This is a genomic window from Bradyrhizobium sp. 172, assembly GCF_023101065.1.
GTDB classification, from domain to species: Bacteria; Pseudomonadota; Alphaproteobacteria; order Rhizobiales; family Xanthobacteraceae; genus Bradyrhizobium; species Bradyrhizobium canariense_D.
This window is the reverse complement of sequence record NZ_CP064701.1, coordinates 5184497-5207778: the sequence shown is the minus strand read 5'-3', so window position 1 is coordinate 5207778 and position 23282 is coordinate 5184497. Positions and strand designations below refer to the sequence as shown.

Genomic DNA, 23282 nt, shown 5'->3' with positions numbered 1-23282 from the left:
AATCATGACCGCAATGCTGGAGATGCGTAACGTCAGCAAGAGCTTTTCCGGTGTGCAGGCGCTGCGTGATGTCAACTTCTCGGTTGAAGCCGGGCAGATCCACGCCCTCGTCGGCGAGAACGGTGCCGGCAAGTCCACGCTGATGAAGGTCCTCAGCGGCGTCTACCCGGCCGGCAGCTACGAGGGCACCATCATCTTCGATGGCGAGGAGCGCCGCTTCCGCGACATCAACGATTCCGAGGCGCTCGGCATCATCATCATTCATCAGGAGCTCGCGCTGATCCCGCTGATGTCGATTGCCGAAAACATCTTCCTGTCGCATCCGCCGTCAAAGCTTGGCGTCATCGACCGCGACGAGGTGTATCGGCGCACGCGCGACCTGCTCGCGCAGGTCGGCCTCAAGGAATCGCCGGATACGCTGATCACCGATCTCGGCGTCGGCAAGCAACAGCTGGTCGAGATCGCCAAGGCGCTGTCCAAGCGGGTGCGGATGCTGATCCTGGACGAGCCGACCGCGAGCCTCAACGAGGCCGACAGCGCCGCACTGCTGGAGCGGCTGATGGCGTTCCGCGCGCAGGGTATCGGCTCGATCCTGATCTCGCACAAGCTCAACGAGGTCGCCAAGGTCGCTGACCACATCACGGTGCTGCGCGACGGCCGCACCGTCGACAGCATCGATTGCCACGCCGAGCCGATCCAGGAAGACCGCATCATCCGCAGCATGGTCAACCGCGATCTCGCCCACCGCTTTCCGGAGCGCAGCGCAAAGATCGGCGAGCCCGTTCTCACCGTCGAGAGCTGGTCGGTCTACCATCCCATCCATCCCGAGCGGCAGGTGATCAAGAACGTCGATTTCAGCGTGAAGCGCGGCGAAGTCGTCGGTATTGCCGGATTGATGGGCGCCGGCCGCACCGAATTCGCCATGAGCCTGTTTGGCCGGTCGTGGGGCACCACGATCAGCGGTCGCATCCGGCTCGAGGATCATGAGATCGTGCTGCCCAACGTGGCGGCCGCGATCGACGCCGGCCTTGCCTATGTCACGGAGGACCGCAAGCAGCTGGGACTGATCCTCGCCGACGACGTCCGCAAGAACATCACGCTCGCAAGCCTCGACCAGGTCGCTCCTCGCCACGTCATCGACGACATCGCCGAGCTGAAGGTCGCCAGCGACTACCGCAACCGGATGCGCATCCGCTGCTCCGACGTCTATCAGGAGACCAGCCAGCTCTCCGGCGGCAACCAGCAAAAGGTCGTGCTGTCGAAATGGCTGATGACCGACCCCAAGGTCTTGATCCTGGACGAGCCGACCCGGGGCATCGACGTCGGTGCCAAATACGAGATCTACTGTATCATCAACGAGCTTGCAGAAGCCGGCCGTGGCGTGGTGGTGATCTCCTCGGAGATGCCCGAGCTACTCGGCATCTGCGACCGCATCTGTGTCATGAACGACGGCGCCTTCGTCGGCGAGTTCAAGGGACGTGATGCGACGCAGGAAAAGATCATGCGCGCCATCATGCGCAACGACAGAAATTATGGAAGCAGCGCCCTTGCGGGTGCGGAGATGGGAGGATCACAGCCATGACCGACAAGACGGTTTCGCTGCCCGAGGAGGGTCGGCACGGCAGCTTCATCAAGAACAATCTGCGCAATTACGGCATGCTGATGTCGCTGATCGCGATCATGCTGTTCTTTCAGGTCATGACTGGCGGCACGCTACTGCAGCCGCTCAACCTGACCAATCTGGTGCTCCAGAACAGCTACATCGTTATCATGGCGCTCGGCATGCTGCTCGTCATCGTCACCGGCCATATCGACCTCTCGGTCGGCTCGGTCGCGGGCTTCGTCGGCGCGGTGGCTGCCGTGCTCATGGTGACCTACAAGGTCGACTACACGCTCGCCTTTATCGCCTGCCTGCTGCTGGGCGCGGCAATCGGCGCCGCGCAGGGCTATTGGGTGGCCTATTTCAAGATACCGTCCTTCATCGTGACGCTGGCCGGCATGCTGGTGTTCAAGGGCCTCGCGCTTGCGGTATTGCAAGGCCAGTCACTAGGACCGTTCCCGGCCACCTTCCAGAAGCTGTCCTCCGGCTTCATTCCGGAGATGCTGCCCGAGGCCGGCACGCTGCATCCGACGTCGATGCTGGTCGGTGCGGTGCTCGCGCTCGGCCTCGTCTACGCCAGCTCCAAGGGGCGCTCGCGCGAGCAGCTGCACGGCATCGAGGTCGAGCCTTACGCGTTCTTCCTCGGCAAGAGCATTCTCCTGGCTTGCGCTGTGCTCTATTTCACCTATCTGATCGCCTCGCATCGCGGTCTGCCGAACGTGCTGGTCATCATGACCGCGCTGATCGCGCTGTACGGTTTCGTCACCCGCCGCACCGTCATCGGTCGGCAGGTCTACGCGGTTGGCGGCAATGCGAAAGCGGCAAGCCTGTCGGGCATCAAGACGGAACGGTTGACCTTCCTCACCTTCGTCAACATGGGCGTGCTCGCTGCGCTCGCCGGCCTCGTTTTCGCCGCGCGCCTCAACACAGCAACGCCGAAGGCGGGCCTCGGCTTCGAGCTCGACGTCATCGCGGCCTGCTTCATCGGCGGCGCCTCGGCCTATGGCGGTGTCGGCCGCGTCGGTGGCGCCGTGGTCGGCGCCATGATCATGGGCGTGATGAACAACGGCATGTCCATCCTCGGCATCGGCATCGACTATCAGCAGGTCATCAAGGGCCTGGTCCTGCTCGGGGCGGTGTGCATCGACGTTTATAATCAGCGGAGATGAGGCCGCCGACTACGATCGGCTTCAGTGAGCTATTGCTCAACAGGTGAGCATATGATCGAATGGCCGGATGGATCCTGGTCAGTTCGATCTCATTATCTTCGATTGCGACGGTGTGCTCGTCGACAGCGAGCTGTTGAGCTGTCAATGCCTGTCGGACGAGCTGTCCGAATCCGGGATATCGCTGACACTTGCACAAGCGCTGGAGCTGTTCCTTGGACGAAGCACGAGCGCAATTACTCGGCATTATCGCGAGCTCGGCCACGCAATGCCGGTCGATTTTCCGTCCCGGCTGAAGTCGCGCGTGTTGATGGCGTTCGAAAAGGCGCTTCATCCGGTTTCTGATGTCGATATGATCTTGTCGGGCCTGCGGGCACCATTCTGCGTGGCTTCCTCCAGCGACATCGACCGTGTCGCGCTCTCCCTTGACGTCACCGGCCTGCGGGCGCATTTCGGCGACCGGATCTACACCGCGCAGATGGTCAGGCACGGCAAGCCGGCGCCCGATCTCTTTCTCTACGCGGCCGAGCAGATGGGCGCGAAACCTGCGCGCACGCTGGTGATCGAGGATAGTGCGAGCGGCGTGCAGGCGGGCAAGGCGGCCGGCATGACGGTCTGGGGATTTGCCGGCGGCAGCCATTATCGCGGACGCGACGGGCAGGCTATATTGTCGGGTGCGGGGGCCGACCGGGTCTTCGCGCGCATGATCGATTTCTGGAAGGATGACTGACGCCTGCCATGGCCGCCGAGAACGAAAAGTCCAGGCTCGACGACGCCGCGCGTGCCGGCTGGCTCTATTTCATTGCCGGTCACACCCAGGACGAGATCGCGAAGATGCTCCAGGTGTCGCGCGCGTCGGCGCAGCGGCTGGTGTCGCTATGTCTCGCCGAACGGCTCATCACCTTCCGGCTCGAACACCCCATCGCCGCGTGCATGGAATTGGCGGCGCGTCTGAAGGAGCGTTTCGAGCTTACCTATTGCGAGGTGGTGCCGGCTGATCCCGCCGCGCCGCAGGCCACAGCGGGCATAGCCGAACGCTGCGCCAACCTGCTCGATTCCACTCTGCGTTCGGAAACCCCCGTCATCGTCGCGCTCGGGACGGGACGCGCCGTGCGCGCCGCGGTCGAGCGCGTCACGCCGATCGACCGGCCCAATCACCAGATCGTCTCGCTCGTCGGCAACATCTCCGCCGACGGTTCTGCGAGCTTCTACGATACCGTCGGCCGGCTCGCCGATCGCACCGGCGCACGGCATTACCCGATGCCGCTACCGTTCCTGATGTCGTCCGAGGACGAGCGCAACAAGATGGTCCGGATCGAGCCGATCGCGAAGGTGAAGGCCGTCGCGGCCAAGGCGGATTTGCGCCTCGTCGGCATCGGCCAGATGGACCAGAAGGCGCAGGTCCATGTCGACGGCTTCGTCACCCGCGACGAATTGTTCGAGATGATGCGGCAAGGGGCGATCGGCGAGATCACGGGCTGGGCCTATGATTCCAAGGGCCGCCTGCTGAAGGCCGGCACCAACAAACGGTTGACCAGCATTCCGCCGGAGGTCCCGGCGAAGACCACGACGATCGGCGCCGCCGTCGGCGCAGCCAAGGTGCCGGCGATCGCGGCGGCGCTGAATGGGCGGCTGATCAACGGTCTGATTACGGACGAGGCGACCGCAAGGGCGATTCTGGAGCGCTGAGGCGGTTCGTCGTTTCCGCGCGGGGCGCGAGGCAGGGATTTCGCCACCCACGCCGCTGTCGTCGTCCGCGACCCGGCTACGCCAAGGCTTCGCCGGGGTTGAGGTCTGGGGGCGCCGAAGGTTTAGCGAAGGCGGCAGGCGGACGATCCAGGACGCCGCAGCGCCGCTGAGGCAAACCGACAGACGGCACGGAGTACTGGATGCCCCTTCGCGGGGCATGACGGGGAGGGCGACGCACGAGCTCCCCCGCGTCGCAGCACTCATAAGTTGCCGAAACGTCCGCGCGCCTGCTTGACAACGGCCCGCCCTCAGCCGAACATACGCCCAACGCGTGGGCATATGCTCAAAAGCGCGAGCTTAGGGAGGTCACCGTGAAACACGTCCTCGGCGCCGTCTGTGGCGCGTCTGTCCTGCTGGCTGTCCCCGCGATGGCCGAAACGACCCTGACGATTGCCACCGTGAACAACGGCGACATGATCCGCATGCAGGGGCTGACGGGTGAATTCACCAAGAAGAACCCCGATATCAGCGTCAAATGGGTGACGCTGGAAGAGAACGTGCTGCGCCAGCGCGTCACAACCGACATCGCCACCAAGGGCGGCCAGTTCGACGTCCTCACCATCGGCACCTACGAGGTGCCGATCTGGGCCAAGAAGGGTTGGCTGGTGCCGCTCGCCAATCTCGGCGCCGACTACGACGTCGCCGACCTCCTGCCCAAGATCAAGGATGCGGTCTCGGTCGACGGCAAGCTCTACGCCGCGCCATTCTACGGCGAGAGCTCGATGGTGATGTACCGCACCGACCTGTTCGACAAGGCCGGCCTCAAGATGCCGGAAAGCCCCACCTGGGATTTCGTCGTCGACGCCGCCAAGAAGCTCACCGACAAGAGCGCCGGCGTCTACGGCATCTGCCTGCGCGGCAAGGCCGGCTGGGGCGAGAACATGGCGTTCCTCTCCGCCATGGCCAATTCCTACGGCGCGCGCTGGTTCGACGAGAAGTGGCAGCCGCAGTTCAACACGCCGGAATGGAAGGCGACGCTCACGACCTATGTCGACCTGATGAAGCAGGCCGGCCCTCCCGGTGCGAGCTCGAACGGCTTCAACGAGAACCTCGCGCTGTTCAATGCCGGCAAGTGCGCAATGTGGATCGATGCCACCGTCGCGGCGTCGTTCGTCACCAACCCGAAGGACTCCAAGGTCGCCGACAAGGTCGGCTTCGCGCTGGCGCCCAACACCGGGCTCGGCAAGAACGCCAACTGGCTGTGGGCCTGGAGCCTCGCAATTCCCGCCGGCTCGAAGAAGGCCGAAGCCGCCGAGAAGTTCATCGCCTGGGCCACCAGCAAGGATTACACCAAGGTCGTGGCTGCGAAGGAGGGCTGGGCGAACGTGCCGCCGGGCACCCGAACCTCGCTCTACCAAAACCCTGATTATCTGAAGGTCGCCCCGTTCGCCAAGCTGACGCTGGCCTCGATCGATGCCGCCGATCCGAACAAGCCGACGGTGAAGCCGGTGCCCTACGTCGGCGTGCAATATGCGGCCATCCCCGAATTCCAGGGCATCGGTACGCAGGTGGGCCAGCAATTCTCGGCCGCGCTTGCGGGATCGATGACGGTCGATGCCGCGCTCACCGCGGCGCAATCTTCAACCGAGCGCGAGATGAAGCGCGCGGGTTACATCAAGTGAGCTCGAGCTCTCCCTCCTGAGCTCAGACTTGCGGCCATCCACCGCTCCAGGTGGATGGCCGCCTTCTTCCCGCAAGCGGAGAAGCCAAGAATGGCAACCCGGCAGACGCAGCTTCTCGCACGGACGCTCCTGACGCCGGCCGTCGGGCTGCTGTTCATCTGGATGATCGTCCCGCTCGCGTTGACGATCTATTTCTCGACGCTGCATTACAGCTTACTCGATCCCGGCTCGGAAGCGTTCGTCGGGCTGGAAAACTTCCGCTACTTCCTCACCGACCCCGCGTTCCTCGCCTCGCTACAGAACACGCTGGTGCTGGTCGGCTCGGTGCTGGCGCTGACCGTCCTGCTCGGAATTCCGCTGGCGCTATTGCTCGACCAGCCGGTGATCGGCCTCAACATCGTGCGGTTGATGGTGATCGCGCCGTTCTTCGTGATGCCGACGGTGAGCGCGCTGGTCTGGAAGAACCTGCTGATGCATCCTGTGTCCGGGCTGTTTGCCTGGATCGCCTCGCTGTTCGGGTTGACGCCGATTGACTGGTTTACCGACGCGCCGCTGCTCGCCGTGATCCTGATCGTGTCCTGGCAATGGCTGCCGTTCGCGACCCTGATTTTGCTCACCGCGATGCAGTCGCTCGACGAGGAGCAGAAGGAAGCCGCTGAAATGGACGGTGCCAGCGCGGTCTCGACCTTCATCTACATCACGCTGCCGCACCTCGCGCGCCCCATCACGGTGGTGATCCTGATCGAGACGATCTTCCTGCTCACCGTCTTTGCCGAGATCTACGTCACCACGGGCGGCGGCCCGGGACTCTCGACCACCAACATCGCCTTCCTGATCTATTCGCAGGCACTGATCCAGTACGATGTCGGTACTGCCTCGGCAGGCGGCCTCGTCGCTGTCGTGATCGCCAACGTTGTTGCCTTTTTCCTCGTCCGTATCGTCGGTCGCAACCTGGAGGCATAAGACATGGCGCGTACGGCGACGAGGCAGCGGGTGGTGGTCTCGACCATCGGGGCGTGGTTCTTCGGCTTCCTGATCTTCTTCCCGATCCTCTGGATGGTATTGGCGAGCTTCAAGACCGAGCTCGAGGCTTTCGCGATCCCGCCGTCCTTCCTGTTCTTCCACTGGACCACGGAAAACTACGCGACGGTGCAGGAGCGCAGCGATTATGTCCTCCACGCGATGAACTCGATCATCATCGCCGGCGGCTCGACCTTGATCGCGCTTTTGATCGCGATCCCCGCGGCCTGGTCGATGGCGTTCTCGCCGACCAAGCGCACCAAGGACATCCTGCTCTGGATGCTCTCGACCAAGATGATGCCGCCGGTCGGCGTGCTGGTGCCGATCTACCTGATCTACAAGTCATTCGGCCTGCTCGATTCCCGCATCGGCCTCGTCTTCATCCTGTGTCTCGGAAACTTGCCGATCGTGATCTGGATGCTGTTCACATATTTCAAGGAGATTCCGCGCGACATCCTGGAAGCCGCGCGCATGGACGGCGCCACCATCGGCCGCGAGCTGATCTACGTGCTGACGCCGATGGCGATCCCGGGGCTCGCATCGACCATGCTGCTGAACCTGATCCTGGCCTGGAACGAGGCGTTCTGGACGCTCAATCTGTCGACCTCGAACGCTGCGCCGCTCACCACGTTCATCGCGTCCTATTCGAGCCCGGAAGGGCTGTTCTGGGCAAAGCTGTCGGCGGCTTCCACGTTGGCGATCGCGCCCATTCTCGTCCTCGGTTGGTTCAGCCAGAAGCAGCTCGTGCGCGGGCTCACCTTTGGCGCGGTAAAGTAGGAAGGGCTGCCGGATCATGGGTCAGATCACACTTCAGGACGTGCAGAAATCCTTCGGCCCCGTGCACATCATCAAGGGCGCGGACCTGGAGATCGCCGATGGGTCGTTCGTGGTGTTCGTGGGGCCGTCGGGCTGCGGCAAGACCACGCTCTTGCGGCTGATCGCGGGGCTCGAGGACGTCTCCGGCGGCAAGATCCTGATCGACGGCAAGAACGTGGTCGACACGCCGCCGGCCAAGCGCGGGCTCTCGATGGTGTTCCAGTCCTATGCGCTCTATCCGCATATGAGCGTGCGCGGCAACATCGGCTTCGGCCTGAAGATGGCGGGGCTGGCCAAGGACGAGATCAACCGTAAGGTCGAGGCCGCCGCCGCAACGCTGAACCTCACGCCCTATCTCGATCGCAAGCCGCGCGAGCTCTCCGGCGGCCAGCGCCAGCGCGTCGCGATCGGGCGTGCCATCGTCCGCGAGCCCAAGGCGTTTTTGTTCGACGAGCCGCTCTCCAACCTCGACGCGGCGCTGCGCGTGCAGATGCGGATCGAGGTGACGCGGCTCCAGAAGCAGCTCGGCACCACCGCGATCTATGTCACCCACGACCAGGTCGAGGCCATGACCATGGCCGACAAGATCGTGGTGCTCAACGGCGGCAAGATCGAGCAATACGGCTCGCCGCTGGAGCTCTACGAGAAGCCGGCCAACCTCTTCGTCGCCGGCTTCATCGGCTCGCCCAAGATGAACTTCGTGACCGGCGAGCACGCCTTGCAGAAGAGCGCAGCAACGATCGGCGTACGGCCTGAGCATCTCAAGATCGAGCGCGACGGTGCCGGCGGCTGGCAGGGAACGATCGCGGTGGCCGAGCACCTCGGCAGCGACACCTTCCTTTATGTCGATGCCGGTCAGCTCGGCATGCTGACGGCGCGCTACATCGGTGAGTTGAGCCTGCACGCCGGCGACCATGTATCGCTGCTGCCGGAGCCCGCGCGCATCCATCGCTTCGACGCAAGCGGCAGCGCCATCCGGGGCTGACAAGAAACGGCAAGAATCGGAAAAAGCAACATGTACCTGGAAAAATTCAAGCTGAACGGCAAGACCGCTTTCATCACCGGCGGCGGGCAAGGCATCGGCTTCGCCTGCGCCGAAGCGCTGGCTGAAGCCGGCGCCAGGGTCGTCATCGGCGATCGCGACAGTAAGGTCGCCGACAGTGCAAAAGCCAGCCTGAAGGCGAAGGGGTATGACGCCGAGACGGCGATCATGGACGTCACCGATACCAAGCGCGTGGCGGAAGTGGCCAACGACGTCGTTGCCCGGCACGGCAAGGTGGACATCCTCGTCAACAACGCCGGCATCGCCCGCAGCGAGACGCCGGCGGAGACCGTGACCGACGAGCACTGGCTCAATGTGATCGACGTCAATCTCAACGGCACCTTCTGGTGCTGCCGCGAGTTCGGCAAGCACATGCTCAAGGCGAAGAGCGGCGCCATCGTCAATGTCGGCTCGATGTCCGGCTTCATCGTCAACAAGCCGCAGGAGCAGTGCTTCTACAATGCGTCCAAGGCCGGCGTGCACCATCTGACGAAATCGCTCGCCGCCGAATGGGGCGCGCGCGGCATCCGCGTCAACGCGGTGGCGCCGACCTATATCGAGACGCCGCTCAACGCCTTCGTGAAGAGCAATCCGAGAATGTACGACGCCTGGATCGGTGGAACCCCGATGGCGCGGATGGGGCAGGTCGAGGAGATCGCCTCCGTGGTGCTCTTTCTCTCGTCCGAGGCCGCGAGCCTGATGACCGGCAGCATCGTGCTGGTGGATGGCGGCTACACTTGCTGGTAGGCTTGCGTCAAAACTGACGAGAGCTTCCGGGGGCGACAATGCCGCGAGCGTATATCGGCGTCGATGTAGGGACCACAAGCACGCGGGCAGGGGTGTTCGACGAGGCGGGCACCTTGCTGGCTATCGCACGGCATCCGATCAGGATATGGCCCGAGGCCGGTGACATCGTCGAACAGTCGTCCCAGGATATCTGGGACGCTTGCACGGCGTCGGTGCGGGCCGTGATGGCGGAAGCTGCAATCGCGCCCGACAGCGTCGGCGGTATCGGTTTCGACGCCACCTGCTCCCTCGTGGTGCTCGACCGGCAAGGCGAGCCGCTCACCATCAGCGCCTCCGGCGACCGGCAGCGCAACGTCATCGTCTGGATGGATCACCGCGCCACGGCCGAGGCGCGGCTGATCAACGAAACCGGTGATGCCGTGCTGCGCTATGTCGGCGGCTCGATCTCGCCCGAGATGGAGATGCCGAAACTGCTGTGGCTGAAGCGGCACATGCGCACGAGCTTCGACGCCGCAGGGCACTTCTTCGATCTGGCGGATTACCTGACCTGGCGCGCCACCGGCTCGTTGCAACGCTCGACCTGCACGGTCACTTGCAAATGGAACTACCTCGCGCATGACGGCGGTGGCTGGAGCGCGCCATTCTTCAAGCGCATCGGCCTGTCGGACTTCGTCAACGAGAAATACGCCCGCATCGGCACCGAGATCGTCGCGCCTGGCACGCGGCTCGGCGCCGGTCTAACCGGTACGGCAGCTGCCGATCTCGGCTTGTCACCGGGCACGCCGGTCGGAGCGTCCCTGATCGATGCCCATGCCGGCGGCATCGGCGCCATCGGCGGCCGCGATGAATCGGAGGGCGCGACAGATGTCTGCGACCGCCTCGCCTACATCATGGGAACGTCGGCCTGCATCATGGCGACGACGAAAGAACCGTGCTTCGTACCGGGCGTGTGGGGTCCTTACTATTCGGGCATGGTACCAAATTTCTGGCTCAACGAGGGCGGGCAGTCGGCTGCGGGCGCTGCGATCGACCATCTTCTCAAGTCGCATCCCGGCCACGCCGAGGCGAGCGTGGCGGCGCGCAGCGAGGGCCTCGACCTCATCGAGTTTCTCGAGCGCCGCATCATCGCGCGCGCAGGCGGCGCCAGCCGCGCCGTGCTGCTGGCCCGCAACGTCCATGTGCTTCCTGAGTTCATCGGCAACCGCTCGCCCTATGCCGACCCTGACACGCGCGCGGTGATCGCGGGCCTCGATCTCGACACCGACATCGCCTCGATGGAACGGCTGTTCGTCGCCGGTCTGTGCGGGCTCGCCTATGGGCTTGCCGAGGTGATCGAGGCCTTTACCGCGCATGGCGTCCATTCCAGCATCATGATCATGGGCGGCGGCGCCAGCCGCAGTCCGCTGGTGCGGCAGATCATGGCGGATACGACTGGCCTCACCGTGGCGCTGCCGCAGACCAGGGAGCCCGTGCTGCTCGGCGCCGCGATGCTCGGCGCAGTCGCCGGCGGCGCCTATGCCTCGATCGGCGAAACCATGGCCAAGATGTCGGCGTTGGGACGGAAGAGCGAGCCCACTACGCCCGACATTGCCGCCTTTCACGCCCGCAAGCGCGAGGTCTACAAGTTGCTGCGCGAGGTCGATCGCGGCAGCCGCGCGGCGATGCGTGGAATGGCCGGAGGTTGAAACGGATGTTGATTTCCTGCGGCGACGCGCTGATCGATTTTGTCCCGACGCGAAATACCGACGGGCGCGAAGCGGTGATGCCGGCGGTCGGCGGCTCCTGCCTCAACGTCGCAATCGGCATGGCGCGGCTCGGCGCGCCGACCGGCTTTGTCGGCGGGATCTCGACGGACATGTTCGGGCGCATGATCGCCGACCACGCCGCTGTATCCAATGTCGAGCTCGGTCTCGCCACAAGCAGCGATCACCAGACCACGCTCGCCTTCGTGCGTATCGTTGCGGGAGAGTCGCATTATGCTTTCTACGACGCCGAGACCGCGACGCGGAATTGGACCTACCGGCGCGGCTCTATTCCCTTCGATACGGTCGAAGTTCTCCATGTCGGCTCGACCACGCTGGTCAATGACCAGGGCGCGAGCGAGACCATGGCCCTGATCGTGGACGCACGAGCGTCCTCGACAATCTCCTTTGATCCGAACTGCCGGCCCAACCTCGTGAAGGACAAGCCGGCTTATCTCGCCCGCATGGCCGAGTTTGCCGGCTGTGCCGATCTCATCAAGATGTCAGACGTCGATTTTACCTATCTGTTCGCCGACGAGCCGTATCACCAGCGTGCGAGCACGCTGCTTGCACGCGGCGCGAGCCTCGTCGTCATCACCCGTGGCGACAACGGTGCGATCGCGTGGCATGCGGGGGCAGGACAGATCGAGGTCGCCGCCCCCAAGGTCGTGGTCGCCGACACCATCGGCGCGGGTGACAGTTTTCAGGCGGCGTTGTTGTTCGCCCTGCACAAGCAGGGACGCCTCGCCCGACAGCAACTGAAGGATATCGGCGCGGACGAGCTTCGCGGTGCACTATCCTTTGCTGCCAATTGCGCCGGTCTCACCTGCACCCGTCCCGGTGCCGATCCGCCGTGGAGTCACGAGATTATCTGGAGCTTGTAGCGTCGCGTCACAGCGGTGCCACGACCTTCTCGGCGCATTTGAGGAAGGTCCGGATCAGCGGGCTGTGAGAATCCCGCCGCCAGCAGACCGCGATGTCGATGGAATCGGTCGCATCCCGCAACGGCCGGAACACGATGCCGCGCGGCGCCCCGAGCTGGGCGCAGGCGGGCAGGATGGCGAGGCCTTCACCGGCGAGAACCAGGTTCATCGCCGAATGCACTGTCTCTACCCGGCTCGCAATCGGCATCACGATCTGATGCCGCCGCAGCAGGGCCGCGACCGCGGAGGAGGAGGGGTCGCGCTCCGGCGGCGGCAACGCGATCAGCGGACGGCCTTGTAGTCGTGTCATTGACACCGCGCTCAGGCGCGCAAGCGGCGAACGGTTTCGCACCGCCAGCACGAACGGCTGCGCGCCGATTCGGGCCACCTGGATCTCGGGATGGTGGATCGCCGGCATGCACAGCGCGACCGTGACGCTACGGTCGAGCAGACGCGGCTCGCGCGTCGTGGCACTGAGCTCGGCGAAATCGAGATCGACGCCGGGAACGGATCGCCGCAACTCGGGGATGAGACGCGGCAGCATCGCGTTCGCCAGTACGAACATGTAGCCGACGGACAGCCGACCACGGCTGCCGGCCGCGACCGCGCGCGCGGCCTCGATGCCGTCGGCCGCCAGCGCCAGCGCCTCGCCGGCGCGCGCCAGCAGCGCCTGGCCCGCTTCGGTCAAATCCATGCCGCGCGTGCCGCGGCGGAACAGCGGCGCGCCGACCTCGGCCTCCAGCTTGCGGATTTGGACCGAGAGCGGCGGCTGCGCCATCCGCAGCCGCTCGGCCGCCTTGCCGACGCTGCGCGCCTCGGCGACGGCAACGAAATAGCGGAGCCGGCGAAGATCCATTGGCATACCGAAATCGTATGGGTTGGTGCTCAAAATCGTATTGGACGGCGAGTTAACAAAACTGTCATCCTGGCTGTCAATGCTATCGGCCAACGGCGGCCCGCTTCGGAGCGATGTGACGATGAACGGCGATCCTTGCCTGCTATCCGCAACCGTGCTGCGCGGTCTCATCGCGACAAAGCAGATCTCGCCCGTCGAGCTCACCCGCGCGGTGCTCGCCCGCGCCGAAGCGCTCCAGCCTGAGCTGAACTGCTTCATCACGATCTGCGGCGACGAGGCGCTTGCCGCCGCGCGCGAAGCCGAGCGCAAGCTGATGGCGGGCGAGCCGCTCGGCCTGCTGCACGGCATCCCCGCAACCGTCAAGGACATCGTCAACACCAGGGGTGTCACGACCAGTTTCGGCGCCATTCCCTACAAGGATAATGTTCCGAACGAGGATGCCGTCGCGGTTGCAAGGCTGCGTGCGGAAGGCGCCATTCTGATCGGCAAGACCACGACGCCCGAATTCGGCAGCAAATGCCTGACCGACTCGCCGCTGTTCGGCCGCACCCGCAATGCGTGGAGCGCCGAGCGCTCGTCGGGCGGCTCCAGTGGCGGCGCGGCGGTGGCGGTGGCGAGCGGCATCGCGCCGCTTGCGATCGCAACCGATGGCGGCGGCTCGACGCGGATTCCCGCCGCTTGCAACGGCGTGGTCGGGCTGAAGCAGAGCAATGGCGTCATCCCGCATAGCCAGGCGCTGGACGTGTTCGGCAACCAGACCTATGTCACGCCGATGACGCGGTCCGTCCCCGACACCGCGCTGATGATGCAGGCGATGGCCGGCGAGGATTCTTGCGATCCCTGGTCGATCGGCGTTCCCGTGCCCGACTTCATCGGCACGGCCGCCCCGCGTGGCGATCTGCGTGGGCAGAAAATCCTGTATTGCCTGTCGCCACCCGGACGCCCGGTATCTGTCGACGTCGAGGCCGGCTTCAAGGCGAGCCTCGATCGACTTGCGGGCCTAGGTGCCGAGCTCGAGGAGTTTTCGGGCGAGGGGTTCGACATCGAGCCGATCTGGCGCGCCATCAATCACACGGTCTGGCGGACGCGCTTTGCAAAATTCGCGGCCGAGCATGGGGACGCGCTGAGCGAGGCCTTCCTCAGGCAGCTTGCGCTCGCCACCGACTTCAGTGGCGTTGCCTATCAGGAGGCGATGTTCGCGCGCACGGCGCTGTTCCGCCGGGTGCAGTCCCTGCTTGCGCATGGGCATCTGCTGGCGATGCCGACCCTCACCCGCACCGCCCTGCCGATCGATCAGGACCTGTTCGGCACCATCGAGATCGACGGCAAGCAGTTTGACAGCGTCCGGCCGCACTGGTTCCCCTGGACCATGCCGTTCAACATGACCGGACACCCCGCGCTCAGTCTGCCCTGCGGCTTCGGCCGCGACGGCCTGCCGATCGGCTTGCAACTCGTCGGCCGCTTCCGCGCTGATGCGGACTTGCTGCGCGTGAGCGCGCTGTTCGAGGCGTCGCATGACCTCCTGTCCCGCTGGCCCGGCTGAGGTGAGGCACATGCCGCAAGGGACTTGTTTGCAAAGCACTTGCCTCCGATGCTCGGACATGTTGATCGTGCTGCGGATGAGCCCTGAATCCGAGCGCGCATGAGCGTATTTGTCCTCCGACGTGTGCTGACCCTGCTGGCGACGCTGGTCGGCGCGTCCGTGATCATTTTCCTGGTGCTGGATGCGCTTCCGGGCAACGCCGCGCAGATGCTGATGGGCGCCGACGCCTCGCCAGATGCGGTCCGCGCGCTCACCGTCAAGCTCGGGCTCGACCAGCCGCTGGCGGTTCGCTATCTGCATTGGATCAAAGGGCTGCTCGTCGGCGATCTCGGCAACTCCTATGTCTACGGCACACCGGTCGCCAGCCTGATCGTGGAGCGGCTGGTGTTGACCATTCCGCTCGCGATGATGTCCATGCTGATCACGGTGACGCTGGCGCTCTCGGCCGGCATCTACACCGCCGCCAACCACAACAAGCTCGGCGACGTCGGCGTGATGTCGCTGACGCAGATCGGCATCGCGCTGCCGAATTTCTGGTTCGCAATCCTGCTGGTGCTACTGTTCTCGGTACGGCTGCAATGGCTCTCCGCGGGCGGCTTTCCCGGTTGGGAGGACGGCGTCTGGCTCGGCATCAAGTCGCTGCTGCTGCCGGCGGTGTCGCTTGCGGTCGTGCAGGCCGCGATCCTCGCACGCGTCACGCGCTCGGCTGTGCTGGAAGTGCTGCGCGAAGACTTCGTCCGCACGGCGCGCGCGAAGGGCCTCGGCAAGCGCGAGGTACTGTGGAGTCATGTGCTGCGCAACGCCATGATCCCTGTGATGACGGTCATGGGCCTGCAATTCGCCAATCTGCTCGCCGGCACCATCGTGATCGAGAACGTGTTCTATCTGCCGGGGCTCGGCCGCCTGATCTTTCAGTCGATCGCCAACCGCGACCTCATCGTGGTGCGCAACTGCGTGATGCTGCTCGCGACCATGGTGGTCATCGTCAATTTCGTGGTCGACGTGCTCTATGCCTTCGTCGATCCCCGCATCAAGGTCCACGATCTGTGAGCGCGCCGTTGACCACCCTCGTCGACGCGCCGGCCGTAGCGCGCCCTCTGCCGGCCCGGACCTTCTGGCGCCGCGCGCTGCGTCATCGCAGCTTCGTGCTCGGCGGCGCGCTGAGCCTGCTGGTTCTCGCCTCGGCGCTGCTGTCGCTGGTGTGGACGCCCTGGTCGCCCTATGAGATCGACATCGCGTCAAAGCTCCGGCCGCCCTCGGCCGCGCACTGGCTCGGCACCGACGTCTTCGGCCGCGACATCGTTTCGCTGCTGCTCGCCGGCGCCCGCTCCACCATCATGGTCGGCATCATCGCGGTCAGCATCGGCCTCACCTTCGGCGTCTGTCTCGGCCTCATCGCGTCGGCCAGGCGCGGCTGGACCGAAGAGATCATCATGCGCTTCTCCGATTTCACCTTCGCCTTTCCGGCCGTGCTCTCGGCGATCATGCTCGCCGCGGTCGTCGGGCCCGGCATGGTGACCTCGATCGTCGCCATCGGCATCTTCCAGATCCCGACGCTGATCCGGCTGACGCGCGGCTCGGCCAACGCGATCTGGGCGCGCGAATTCGTGCTGGCCGCGCGCGCCGCGGGGAAAGGGCGCTTTCGCATCACCATCGAGCACGTGCTGCCCAACATCATGTCGATTCTGATCGTACAGGCGACGATCCAGTTTGCGCTCGCGATCCTTGCCGAAGCCGCCTTGTCGTATCTCGGTCTCGGCACGCAGCCGCCGCAGCCGTCCTGGGGACGGATGCTGAACGACGCGCAGTCGCTGCTGTTCCAGTCGCCGATGCTCGCCGTCTACCCGGGTGCTGCGATTGCAATCGCGGTGCTCGGCCTCAATCTGCTCGGCGACGGACTGCGCGATCTGCTCGACCCTCGACTGGCGCGGGAGCGATGATGATGAGCGAGCGCTCGTCCATGCCGTTGATCGAGGTTGTCAATCTCGGCGTGCGCCTCAACACCAGCCGCGGGCCGGCGCAGGCCGTGCGCGGCGTCAGCTTTGCGCTGAAGCGCGGCGAGACGCTCGGGCTCGTCGGCGAATCCGGCTGCGGCAAGTCGGTCACCGCGTTGTCGCTGATGGGGCTGCTGCCGGATAGCGCGTCCGTCACCGGCAGCATCAAGCTGGATGGCGGCGAACTCGCTGGTTTGTCGGACGCGGAATATTGTCGGCTGCGCGGCAATCGCATCAGCATGATCTTCCAGGAGCCGATGACCGCGCTCAATCCGATGCACACGATCGGCAACCAGGTCGCCGAGCCGCTGCGGCGTCACAGGAAATTTTCGGCATCGCAGGCGCGGCGAGAGGCGATCGCCTTGCTCGACCGCGTCGGGTTGCCTGATCCGGCCAGGCGCGTCGACGCTTATCCGCACCAGTTTTCCGGCGGCCAGCGTCAGCGCGTCACGATCGCGATGGCGCTCGCCTGCGAGCCCGACCTTCTGATCGCGGACGAGCCGACCACGGCGCTCGACGTCACCATCCAGGGCCAGATCCTCGACCTCATCGCCGATCTCGTCGAGGAGCGCGGCATGTCGATGATCCTGATCTCGCACGATCTCGGCGTCATCGCCGAGAACGTGCAGCGCATGATGGTGATGTACGGCGGCACGATCATCGAGAGCGGACCGACCGACGAGGTGTTCCGCCGGATGGGCCATCCCTACACGCAGGGCCTGTTCCGCGCCCGACCGAAACTCGGCGCACGCAAGGGGACGCGGCTGACGACGATATCGGGCACGGTGCCGGAGCTCGCCGATCTGCCTTCCGGTTGCACCTTCGCCGATCGGTGTCCGCTCGTGATCGAGCAGTGCCGGGCTGCGCTTCCAGCAATGGTGGACGTCGGACCGGGCCATTTCGTGCGCTGCATCCGGACGGACGTGTCGATGGCCGAACGCGTCGGAGCGCTGACCGTATGAGCACGGCGCCTCTTCTCGACGTGAAGGATCTCGAGCAGCGCTACACGTTGCCGCGCGAAAGCGTGTTCCGCCCGCCCGGGCAGGTGCGCGCGCTCAACGGTGTCAGCGTGCGGGTCGACGCCGGCAAGAGCCTCGGCATCGTCGGCGAATCCGGCTCCGGGAAGTCGACATTCGCGCGGGTGGTGATGGCGCTGGAGCGGCCGACATCGGGGCAGGTCGCGCTGCTCGGCCGCGACCTCAACCGCATCTCCGCCGACGAGTTGCGCCGCGCCCGCCGCGATTTCCAGATGGTGTTCCAGGATCCCTACGGATCGCTCGACCCGCGCCAGACCATCGCGCGCATCGTCGCCGAACCGCTCACCGTGCTGGAGGGGATTGATCGCACGACGCTACGTGCCCGCGTCTCCGCAGTGCTACGGCAGGTGGGTCTGCGCGATGCCGACATGGAGAAATATCCACACGAGTTCTCCGGCGGCCAGCGCCAGCGCATCGCCATTGCGCGCGCGCTGATCACCCAGCCGAAGCTGATCGTCGCCGACGAGCCGGTCTCCGCGCTCGACGTTTCCGTGCAGGCGCAAGTCTTGAACCTGATGCAGGACCTCCAGGAGCAGTTCGGCCTCAGTTACGTCCTGATCAGCCACGACCTGGCCGTCGTCGACTATCTCTGCGACGAGGTCGCGGTGATGTATCTGGGCCGGATCGTCGAACAGGGCAGGCCTGAGGATTTGTTCGAGCGTTGCGCCCATCCCTATACGCGAGCGCTGCTGGAGGCCGTGCCGCGGGTGCGCGCCGGCGGAGGCCGGCGGCGGCGCGGAGCCCAGGCGATCGCCTCGCAATCGGCGGCCGCGACCGGCTGCCCCTATGTCTCGCGGTGCGCGCTAGCCGACCAGCATTGCCGCGAGGTTCTGCCTGAGCTACGCAAGGTGGGCGAGACGCATCTGGCCGCTTGCCACAAGGCGGAAGCCGTGATGGCGTTGCCGCAATTGCCCGTGGAAGGTTAGCGTCCGCGGCAGGATTGGCGTAGGCTTGAGACAAGACAAGGCCGGGGAGTTACGCATGTTCAGGAAACTATCGATCGTCGCATTCGCCGCCGCACTTGCCGCTGCTCCGTTGCCGGTGCTGGCTCAGAGCAAGAAGGACAGCGTCGTCATGGCGATGGCGCTGGAACCGCCGGGGCTCGATCCCACCAACGCCGCCGCCGCCGCGATCGCCGAGGTCACGCTCTACAACATCTATGAGACCCTGACCAAGATCAACGAGGACGGCACCACCTCGCCCCTGCTGGCGGAGAGCTGGACTGCAGCGCCCGATCTGAAGACCTATACGTTCAAGCTGCGCAAGGGCGTCAAGTTCCACAACGGCGAGCCGTTTGACTCCGCAGCCGTGAAGTTCTCGTTCGAGCGCAACGCGGTCCCCACCAGCACCAACAAGGACAAGAGCCTGTTCCAGAGCTTCGAGAAGGTCGATGCGCCCGACGCCGACACGGTCGTGATCAGCCTGAAAAATTCCGAGCCGAACCTGCCGTTCCTGCTGGGGCAGGCGAGCGGCTCGATCGTCGAGCCGAAGAGCGCTGCCACCAATATCACGCAGCCGGTCGGGACCGGGCCCTATCAGCTGGGCGCCTGGGCCAAGGGCTCCTCGATGACCCTGACCAAATGGGCTGACTATCGCAACGCCGCCGCGATCAAGCTCGCGAAGGTGACGATCCGCTTCATCTCCGATCCGTCCGCACAGACGGCGGCGCTGCTGTCGGGCGACGTCGACGCGTTTCCCCGGGTGTCGGCCCAGCGCACCATCGCGCAGTTCAAGGCGGATCCGCGCTTCAACGTTATGGTCGGCGGCTCCAGGGCCAAGACCATCGTCGGTATCAACCATCGCAAAAAGCCGCTCGACGATGTTCGCGTGCGCCGTGCCATCCTCGCCGCGATCGATCGCAAGGCGATGATCGACGGTGCGGTCGACGGTTTCGGCACGCCGATCGGAAGCTTCTACGTGCCGGGCGCGCTCGGCTATGTCGACACGACAGGCATCAACCCCTACGATCCCGAGAAGGCCAAGAAGCTGCTGGCCGAAGCCGGCGTTACCACCCCGCTCGAGCTGTCGTTGAAGCTGCCGCCGCCGTCCTATGCGCGCCAGGGCGGCGAGGTCCTCGCGGCCCAGCTTGCCAAGGTCGGCATCATCGCCAAGATCGAGAACGTCGAATGGGCGCAATGGCTGTCGCAGGTGTTTGCCGGCAATGGTCCGCATAATTTCGACCTCACCATCGTCAGCCATGTCGAGCCGTTCGATCTCGTCAAGATCACCGAGCCGGACTACTATCTCGGCTACAACAACGACGCCTTCAATGCGCTCTACAAGCAGATCGTGTCGACGCCGGATGAAGCCGCCCGTGCCAAGCTTCTCGGCGACGCCCAGCGCATGCTGGCCACCGATGCAGTCTCGGGCTATTTGTACCAGCCGCAGCTGATCACCATCACCAACAAGAAGCTGAAGGGCGTCTGGAAGGACGTACCCCAATACGAGAACGATTTCTCGACATGGGCGTGGGAGTAGGGCGCGCATGTCGATTGCGCGATGTCGGTGACGATCTCTCCCAACGGAAGAGATCGTCACGAGACCGGTCCAAACAAAAAACCTGAAGAACAACCCCATGCACAGTAGCCGAGGGTAGTGATTTCAATGACTTGCGCGCGACGCGATTGATGAGTTGCGCGTCGCGCGATGCCGTTGACGCGTCGGGCAAAACACTGGCATGATGGCATCATCGAAGAAGGCCGCGCCCGCTTGGTTTGATTGGGCCGCTCGATGCTCCCCCGACTTTGAACGTTCGGAACCCTCATGCGTTAGCTCGGCGCAGGATGGCCGCAGGCCGTGCGATCCGGCGCGAGGGTATGCGGAGTTCGGTTCTTGCTCAAACTATACAGGTGGCCATCCGACGACTGGCAGAAGATCGGCGCGGAGATGCCCTCCGAGATCATCTGGGCTGATCTATTGGACGCAACCGCGGAGGAAAAGCAGTTCGTCGAACGATTGCTCGGGATACGCGTTCCGTCCGAGGATTCGCTCAGCGAGATCGAAGCGTCGAGCCGCCTGATCCTCGACAACGGCACGCTCTATCTCAGCTCGCCGGCGGTCCGGCTCAACGAGAACAACGAGGCCGAGATCACGCCGGTGGGATTCGTCATCGGACCGCACGTGCTGGTGACGGTGCGTTTCGCGCAGCTGCCGATCTTCGAGCACATCGGCAAGCGCATCGGTTCCGATGACAGCCTGGAGAACGGCATGTGCGTGTTCACCAGCCTGATCGAGGCCATGGTCGACCGCGGCGCCGATGTCCTTGAGCATCTCGGCGCGAAGGTCGACAGGCTCTCGCGGGACGTCTTCAAGGGCGGGCTCGTTCGCAGCAAGCGGCCGGTCCGCTCCAGCCGGCGGATGCGCGAGGCGCTGGAAAACATCGGCGAGTTGGCGGATCGGCTCGCCAAGGCGCGCGATGTCCTGCTTGGCGTTGGCCGCATCGCTTCATTCGCCGGCGATGTCGGGGGTGAATGGATCACCGCCGCGTCGAAGAAGCGGCTCGAAGCCGTCTCCAAGGATGTCGCTTCGCTCGGCGATTACGAGACGCGATTGTCGGACAAGATCCAGCTTCTGCTCGATGCCGTGCTCGGCTTCATCAACATCCAGCAGAACGAGCTGTTCAAGATCTTGACGATCGTCTCGGTCGTCGGCGTGCCGCCCACGATTCTGGTCGGCATCTGGGGCATGAACTTCAAGCACATGCCGGAGCTGGACTGGACCTTCGGCTATCCGCTGGCGTGGCTCGCCATCATTGCCAGCGGCGTGCTGCCGCTGATCTGGTTCAAGCGGCGCGGCTGGTTCGAATGAAGCCGCGGCGCACCGTTCGAAATCGATGCGCCGCTTCTTCTGTCAGGCGACTTCGGCGGCGAATTTGCCGATCCAGTCGCGGGCAAGCGTCAAATCGGCCTGCGATAATTGATGGCCCGCCGGCAGGACCTTGTGACCGACCTGCGCGCCCGCTTCGGAAAGCAGTGATGCGAGCCGGGCCGAATTGCTCGCCGGCACGATCGGATCAGCCTGCCCGGACAACAGCAGGATCGGCTTGCCTGCGAGGTTGACCTTGGGCGGATCCGACAGCGGCACCATGGCGCGGAGCAGGATCGCACCAGCAAGCGCGTCCGGCTTCAGCAACAACAGCGCGGCTGCGATGTTGGCGCCGTTGGAGAAGCCGACCGCGACCGGCGCGGCGAGGCCATATCGCTGCCGCGCTTCCGCAACGAAGTCGCCGAGCTCAAGGGCGCGGCGGCGCACGTCGTCCTCGTCGAACACGCCCTCAGTGAGGCGGCGGAAGAAGCGCGGCATGCCGTGTTCGAGCACGCGGCCGCGCGGCGATAGCAGGGCCGAGCCGGGCGAGATCATCTTGCCGAGCCCGAGCAGGTCGTTCTCGTCGCCGCCGGTGCCGTGCAGCAGCAGGAGAGGAGGAGAGCCCGCGTCACGCGCGGGCTCGAAACGATGGATGAATGAACTCTCGGTCACGACACCCTCTCTTCCAGGTTCGGCAACACGCCCTCGATCTGCTTGCGCTGTGCTTCGAGGAAGCTCGGCAGCTTCAGGTCGTGTCCCAGCGTTGCCACGGGCTCGTCGACGGCGAAGCCTGGGATGTCGGTCGCGATCTCGAACAGCACGCCGCCGGGCTCGCGGAAGTAGATCGAGCGGAAGTAGTTGCGGTCGCGCTGTTCGGTCGGGTGCAGGCCGTGATTGCTCACGAGCCTTTGCGCCATCTTGCCCTGCTCGGCGTCATCGGCCGCGCGGAAGGCGATGTGATGCACGGAGCCGCCACCTTGGTGTCCGCGCAGGAAGCCCTTGGCTTCGTAGATGTCGACGACGCTGCCTTCGGCATCGCCCGGTGCCTTGAAGCGGATCACCGAGCCTTCGCGCGCCGTCTCCTTGAAGCCGAACACGTCGGTGAGGACGGCAGCCGTTTTTGCCGCGCTGTCGAGCAGCAAGGTCACGCCATGGAAGCCGCGGATCGCATGCTCGGCCGGCACCTCGCCATTGCTCCAGCCGGGCTCGCTCTCGGCGCCGGGGATACCGACGAGCGCGAGCGCCATGCCATCAGGGTCTGTGAACGGCAGCACGGACTCGCCAAAACGCTTCTCCAGCGCCTCATAAGCGATGCCCTTCTCGACGAAGCGTTGCGTCCAATAGCCGAGCGAGCTTTGCGGCACGCGGAAGGCGGTCTGGTGCGTCTCGCCGACGCCGCGGCGCCCGGCCGGCACGCCGGCCCAAGGAAAGAACGTCAGGATGGTGCCGGGGCGGCCGGTCTCGTCGCCATAATAGAAGTGATAGGTGCCGGGATCGTCGAAATTGACCGTCTTCTTGACGAAGCGCAGACCGAGATCACGGGTGTAAAAGCCGAAATTCCTGATGGGGTCGCCCGCGATCGCGGTCACATGGTGCAGTCCAGACATTGTCGGTCCTCCAA

21 protein-coding genes are annotated in these 23282 nt (G+C 64.8%); 18 read left to right on the top strand and 3 right to left on the bottom strand.

Translation table 11 applies throughout. The annotated features are described in order from the left end of the window. The first annotated feature begins 4 nt into the window (after positions 1 to 4). The 11 genes from mmsA (at position 5) to IVB07_RS25125 (ending at position 12388) form a co-directional block, all read left to right on the top strand. Positions 5 to 1582, top strand: a complete 1578-nt coding sequence (gene mmsA / locus IVB07_RS25175) for a multiple monosaccharide ABC transporter ATP-binding protein (protein WP_018458626.1) — start codon at positions 5 to 7, stop codon at positions 1580 to 1582. Beyond that, the gene (mmsB, locus tag IVB07_RS25170; RefSeq protein WP_018458627.1) at positions 1579 to 2769 is read left to right on the top strand and encodes a multiple monosaccharide ABC transporter permease; all 1191 of its coding nucleotides are present in this window, start codon (positions 1579 to 1581) and stop codon (positions 2767 to 2769) included. The genes mmsA and mmsB overlap by 4 nt, the downstream gene beginning before the upstream one ends. A gap of 67 nt (positions 2770 to 2836) precedes the next feature. After that, complete coding sequence (locus IVB07_RS25165; protein ID WP_018458628.1) at positions 2837 to 3496, top strand: HAD family hydrolase; 660 nt, start codon at positions 2837 to 2839, stop codon at positions 3494 to 3496. Between the two features lie 8 nt (positions 3497 to 3504). Next, entirely contained in the window at positions 3505 to 4455 is a 951-nt protein-coding gene (locus tag IVB07_RS25160) for a sugar-binding domain-containing protein (protein WP_247300158.1), read from the top strand. A 371-nt stretch (positions 4456 to 4826) separates the two neighbouring features. Beyond that, complete coding sequence (locus tag IVB07_RS25155) at positions 4827 to 6137, top strand: sugar ABC transporter substrate-binding protein (RefSeq protein ID WP_026233623.1); 1311 nt, start codon at positions 4827 to 4829, stop codon at positions 6135 to 6137. Positions 6138 to 6227: 90 nt separating this feature from the next. Then, on the top strand, positions 6228 to 7100 hold the full coding sequence (locus IVB07_RS25150; protein WP_026233624.1) for a sugar ABC transporter permease: 873 nt from the start codon (positions 6228 to 6230) through the stop codon (positions 7098 to 7100). Between the two features lie 3 nt (positions 7101 to 7103). Next, positions 7104 to 7934 carry a carbohydrate ABC transporter permease gene (locus IVB07_RS25145; protein WP_026233625.1) on the top strand — a complete coding sequence of 277 codons (831 nt, stop codon included), beginning with the start codon at positions 7104 to 7106 and terminating at the stop codon, positions 7932 to 7934. A gap of 16 nt (positions 7935 to 7950) precedes the next feature. Beyond that, positions 7951 to 8958, top strand: coding sequence for an ABC transporter ATP-binding protein (locus IVB07_RS25140; RefSeq protein ID WP_018458633.1), 1008 nt, complete (start codon positions 7951 to 7953; stop codon positions 8956 to 8958). Positions 8959 to 8988: 30 nt separating this feature from the next. After that, on the top strand, positions 8989 to 9762 hold the full coding sequence (locus IVB07_RS25135) for an SDR family oxidoreductase (protein WP_018458634.1): 774 nt from the start codon (positions 8989 to 8991) through the stop codon (positions 9760 to 9762). A gap of 38 nt (positions 9763 to 9800) precedes the next feature. Next, positions 9801 to 11447 carry an FGGY-family carbohydrate kinase gene (locus IVB07_RS25130; protein WP_026233626.1) on the top strand — a complete coding sequence of 549 codons (1647 nt, stop codon included), beginning with the start codon at positions 9801 to 9803 and terminating at the stop codon, positions 11445 to 11447. A gap of 5 nt (positions 11448 to 11452) precedes the next feature. After that, on the top strand, positions 11453 to 12388 hold the full coding sequence (locus IVB07_RS25125; protein WP_018458636.1) for a carbohydrate kinase: 936 nt from the start codon (positions 11453 to 11455) through the stop codon (positions 12386 to 12388). A gap of 7 nt (positions 12389 to 12395) precedes the next feature. Here the strand turns inward: IVB07_RS25125 and IVB07_RS25120 are convergent, their stop codons facing one another. Next, positions 12396 to 13283, bottom strand: a complete 888-nt coding sequence (locus IVB07_RS25120) for a LysR substrate-binding domain-containing protein (protein WP_018458637.1) — start codon at positions 13281 to 13283, stop codon at positions 12396 to 12398. A 121-nt stretch (positions 13284 to 13404) separates the two neighbouring features. Between IVB07_RS25120 and IVB07_RS25115 the strand changes: the two genes are divergently transcribed. The 7 genes from IVB07_RS25115 to IVB07_RS25085 all read left to right on the top strand — a co-directional run bounded on the left by IVB07_RS25115 (position 13405) and on the right by IVB07_RS25085 (position 21664). Beyond that, positions 13405 to 14826, top strand: a complete 1422-nt coding sequence (locus IVB07_RS25115; RefSeq protein ID WP_026233627.1) for an amidase — start codon at positions 13405 to 13407, stop codon at positions 14824 to 14826. 99 nt (positions 14827 to 14925) lie between these two features. Further along, positions 14926 to 15876: an ABC transporter permease gene (locus IVB07_RS25110; protein WP_026233628.1), complete on the top strand. Its 951-nt coding sequence runs from the start codon at positions 14926 to 14928 to the stop codon at positions 15874 to 15876. Further along, positions 15873 to 16766 (top strand): ABC transporter permease, encoded by an 894-nt coding sequence (locus IVB07_RS25105; RefSeq protein WP_018458640.1) that lies wholly within the window; start codon positions 15873 to 15875, stop codon positions 16764 to 16766. Before IVB07_RS25110 ends, IVB07_RS25105 begins: the two co-directional genes overlap by 4 nt. Before the next feature lie 2 nt (positions 16767 to 16768). After that, positions 16769 to 17782, top strand: a complete 1014-nt coding sequence (locus tag IVB07_RS25100; protein WP_026233629.1) for an ABC transporter ATP-binding protein — start codon at positions 16769 to 16771, stop codon at positions 17780 to 17782. Next, the gene (locus tag IVB07_RS25095; RefSeq protein WP_018458642.1) at positions 17779 to 18783 is read left to right on the top strand and encodes an oligopeptide/dipeptide ABC transporter ATP-binding protein; all 1005 of its coding nucleotides are present in this window, start codon (positions 17779 to 17781) and stop codon (positions 18781 to 18783) included. The genes IVB07_RS25100 and IVB07_RS25095 overlap by 4 nt, the downstream gene beginning before the upstream one ends. Before the next feature lie 55 nt (positions 18784 to 18838). Continuing rightward, positions 18839 to 20335 (top strand): ABC transporter substrate-binding protein, encoded by a 1497-nt coding sequence (locus IVB07_RS25090; protein WP_018458643.1) that lies wholly within the window; start codon positions 18839 to 18841, stop codon positions 20333 to 20335. A gap of 354 nt (positions 20336 to 20689) precedes the next feature. Further along, complete coding sequence (locus IVB07_RS25085; protein WP_018458644.1) at positions 20690 to 21664, top strand: magnesium transporter CorA family protein; 975 nt, start codon at positions 20690 to 20692, stop codon at positions 21662 to 21664. A 42-nt stretch (positions 21665 to 21706) separates the two neighbouring features. On the opposite strand, the gene IVB07_RS25080 is transcribed toward IVB07_RS25085, so the two are convergent. Further along, positions 21707 to 22333, bottom strand: a complete 627-nt coding sequence (locus tag IVB07_RS25080; RefSeq protein ID WP_018458645.1) for an alpha/beta hydrolase — start codon at positions 22331 to 22333, stop codon at positions 21707 to 21709. Next, positions 22330 to 23268, bottom strand: coding sequence for a ring-cleaving dioxygenase (locus IVB07_RS25075; RefSeq protein ID WP_018458646.1), 939 nt, complete (start codon positions 23266 to 23268; stop codon positions 22330 to 22332). The genes IVB07_RS25080 and IVB07_RS25075 overlap by 4 nt, the downstream gene beginning before the upstream one ends. Positions 23269 to 23282: the final 14 nt, after the last annotated feature.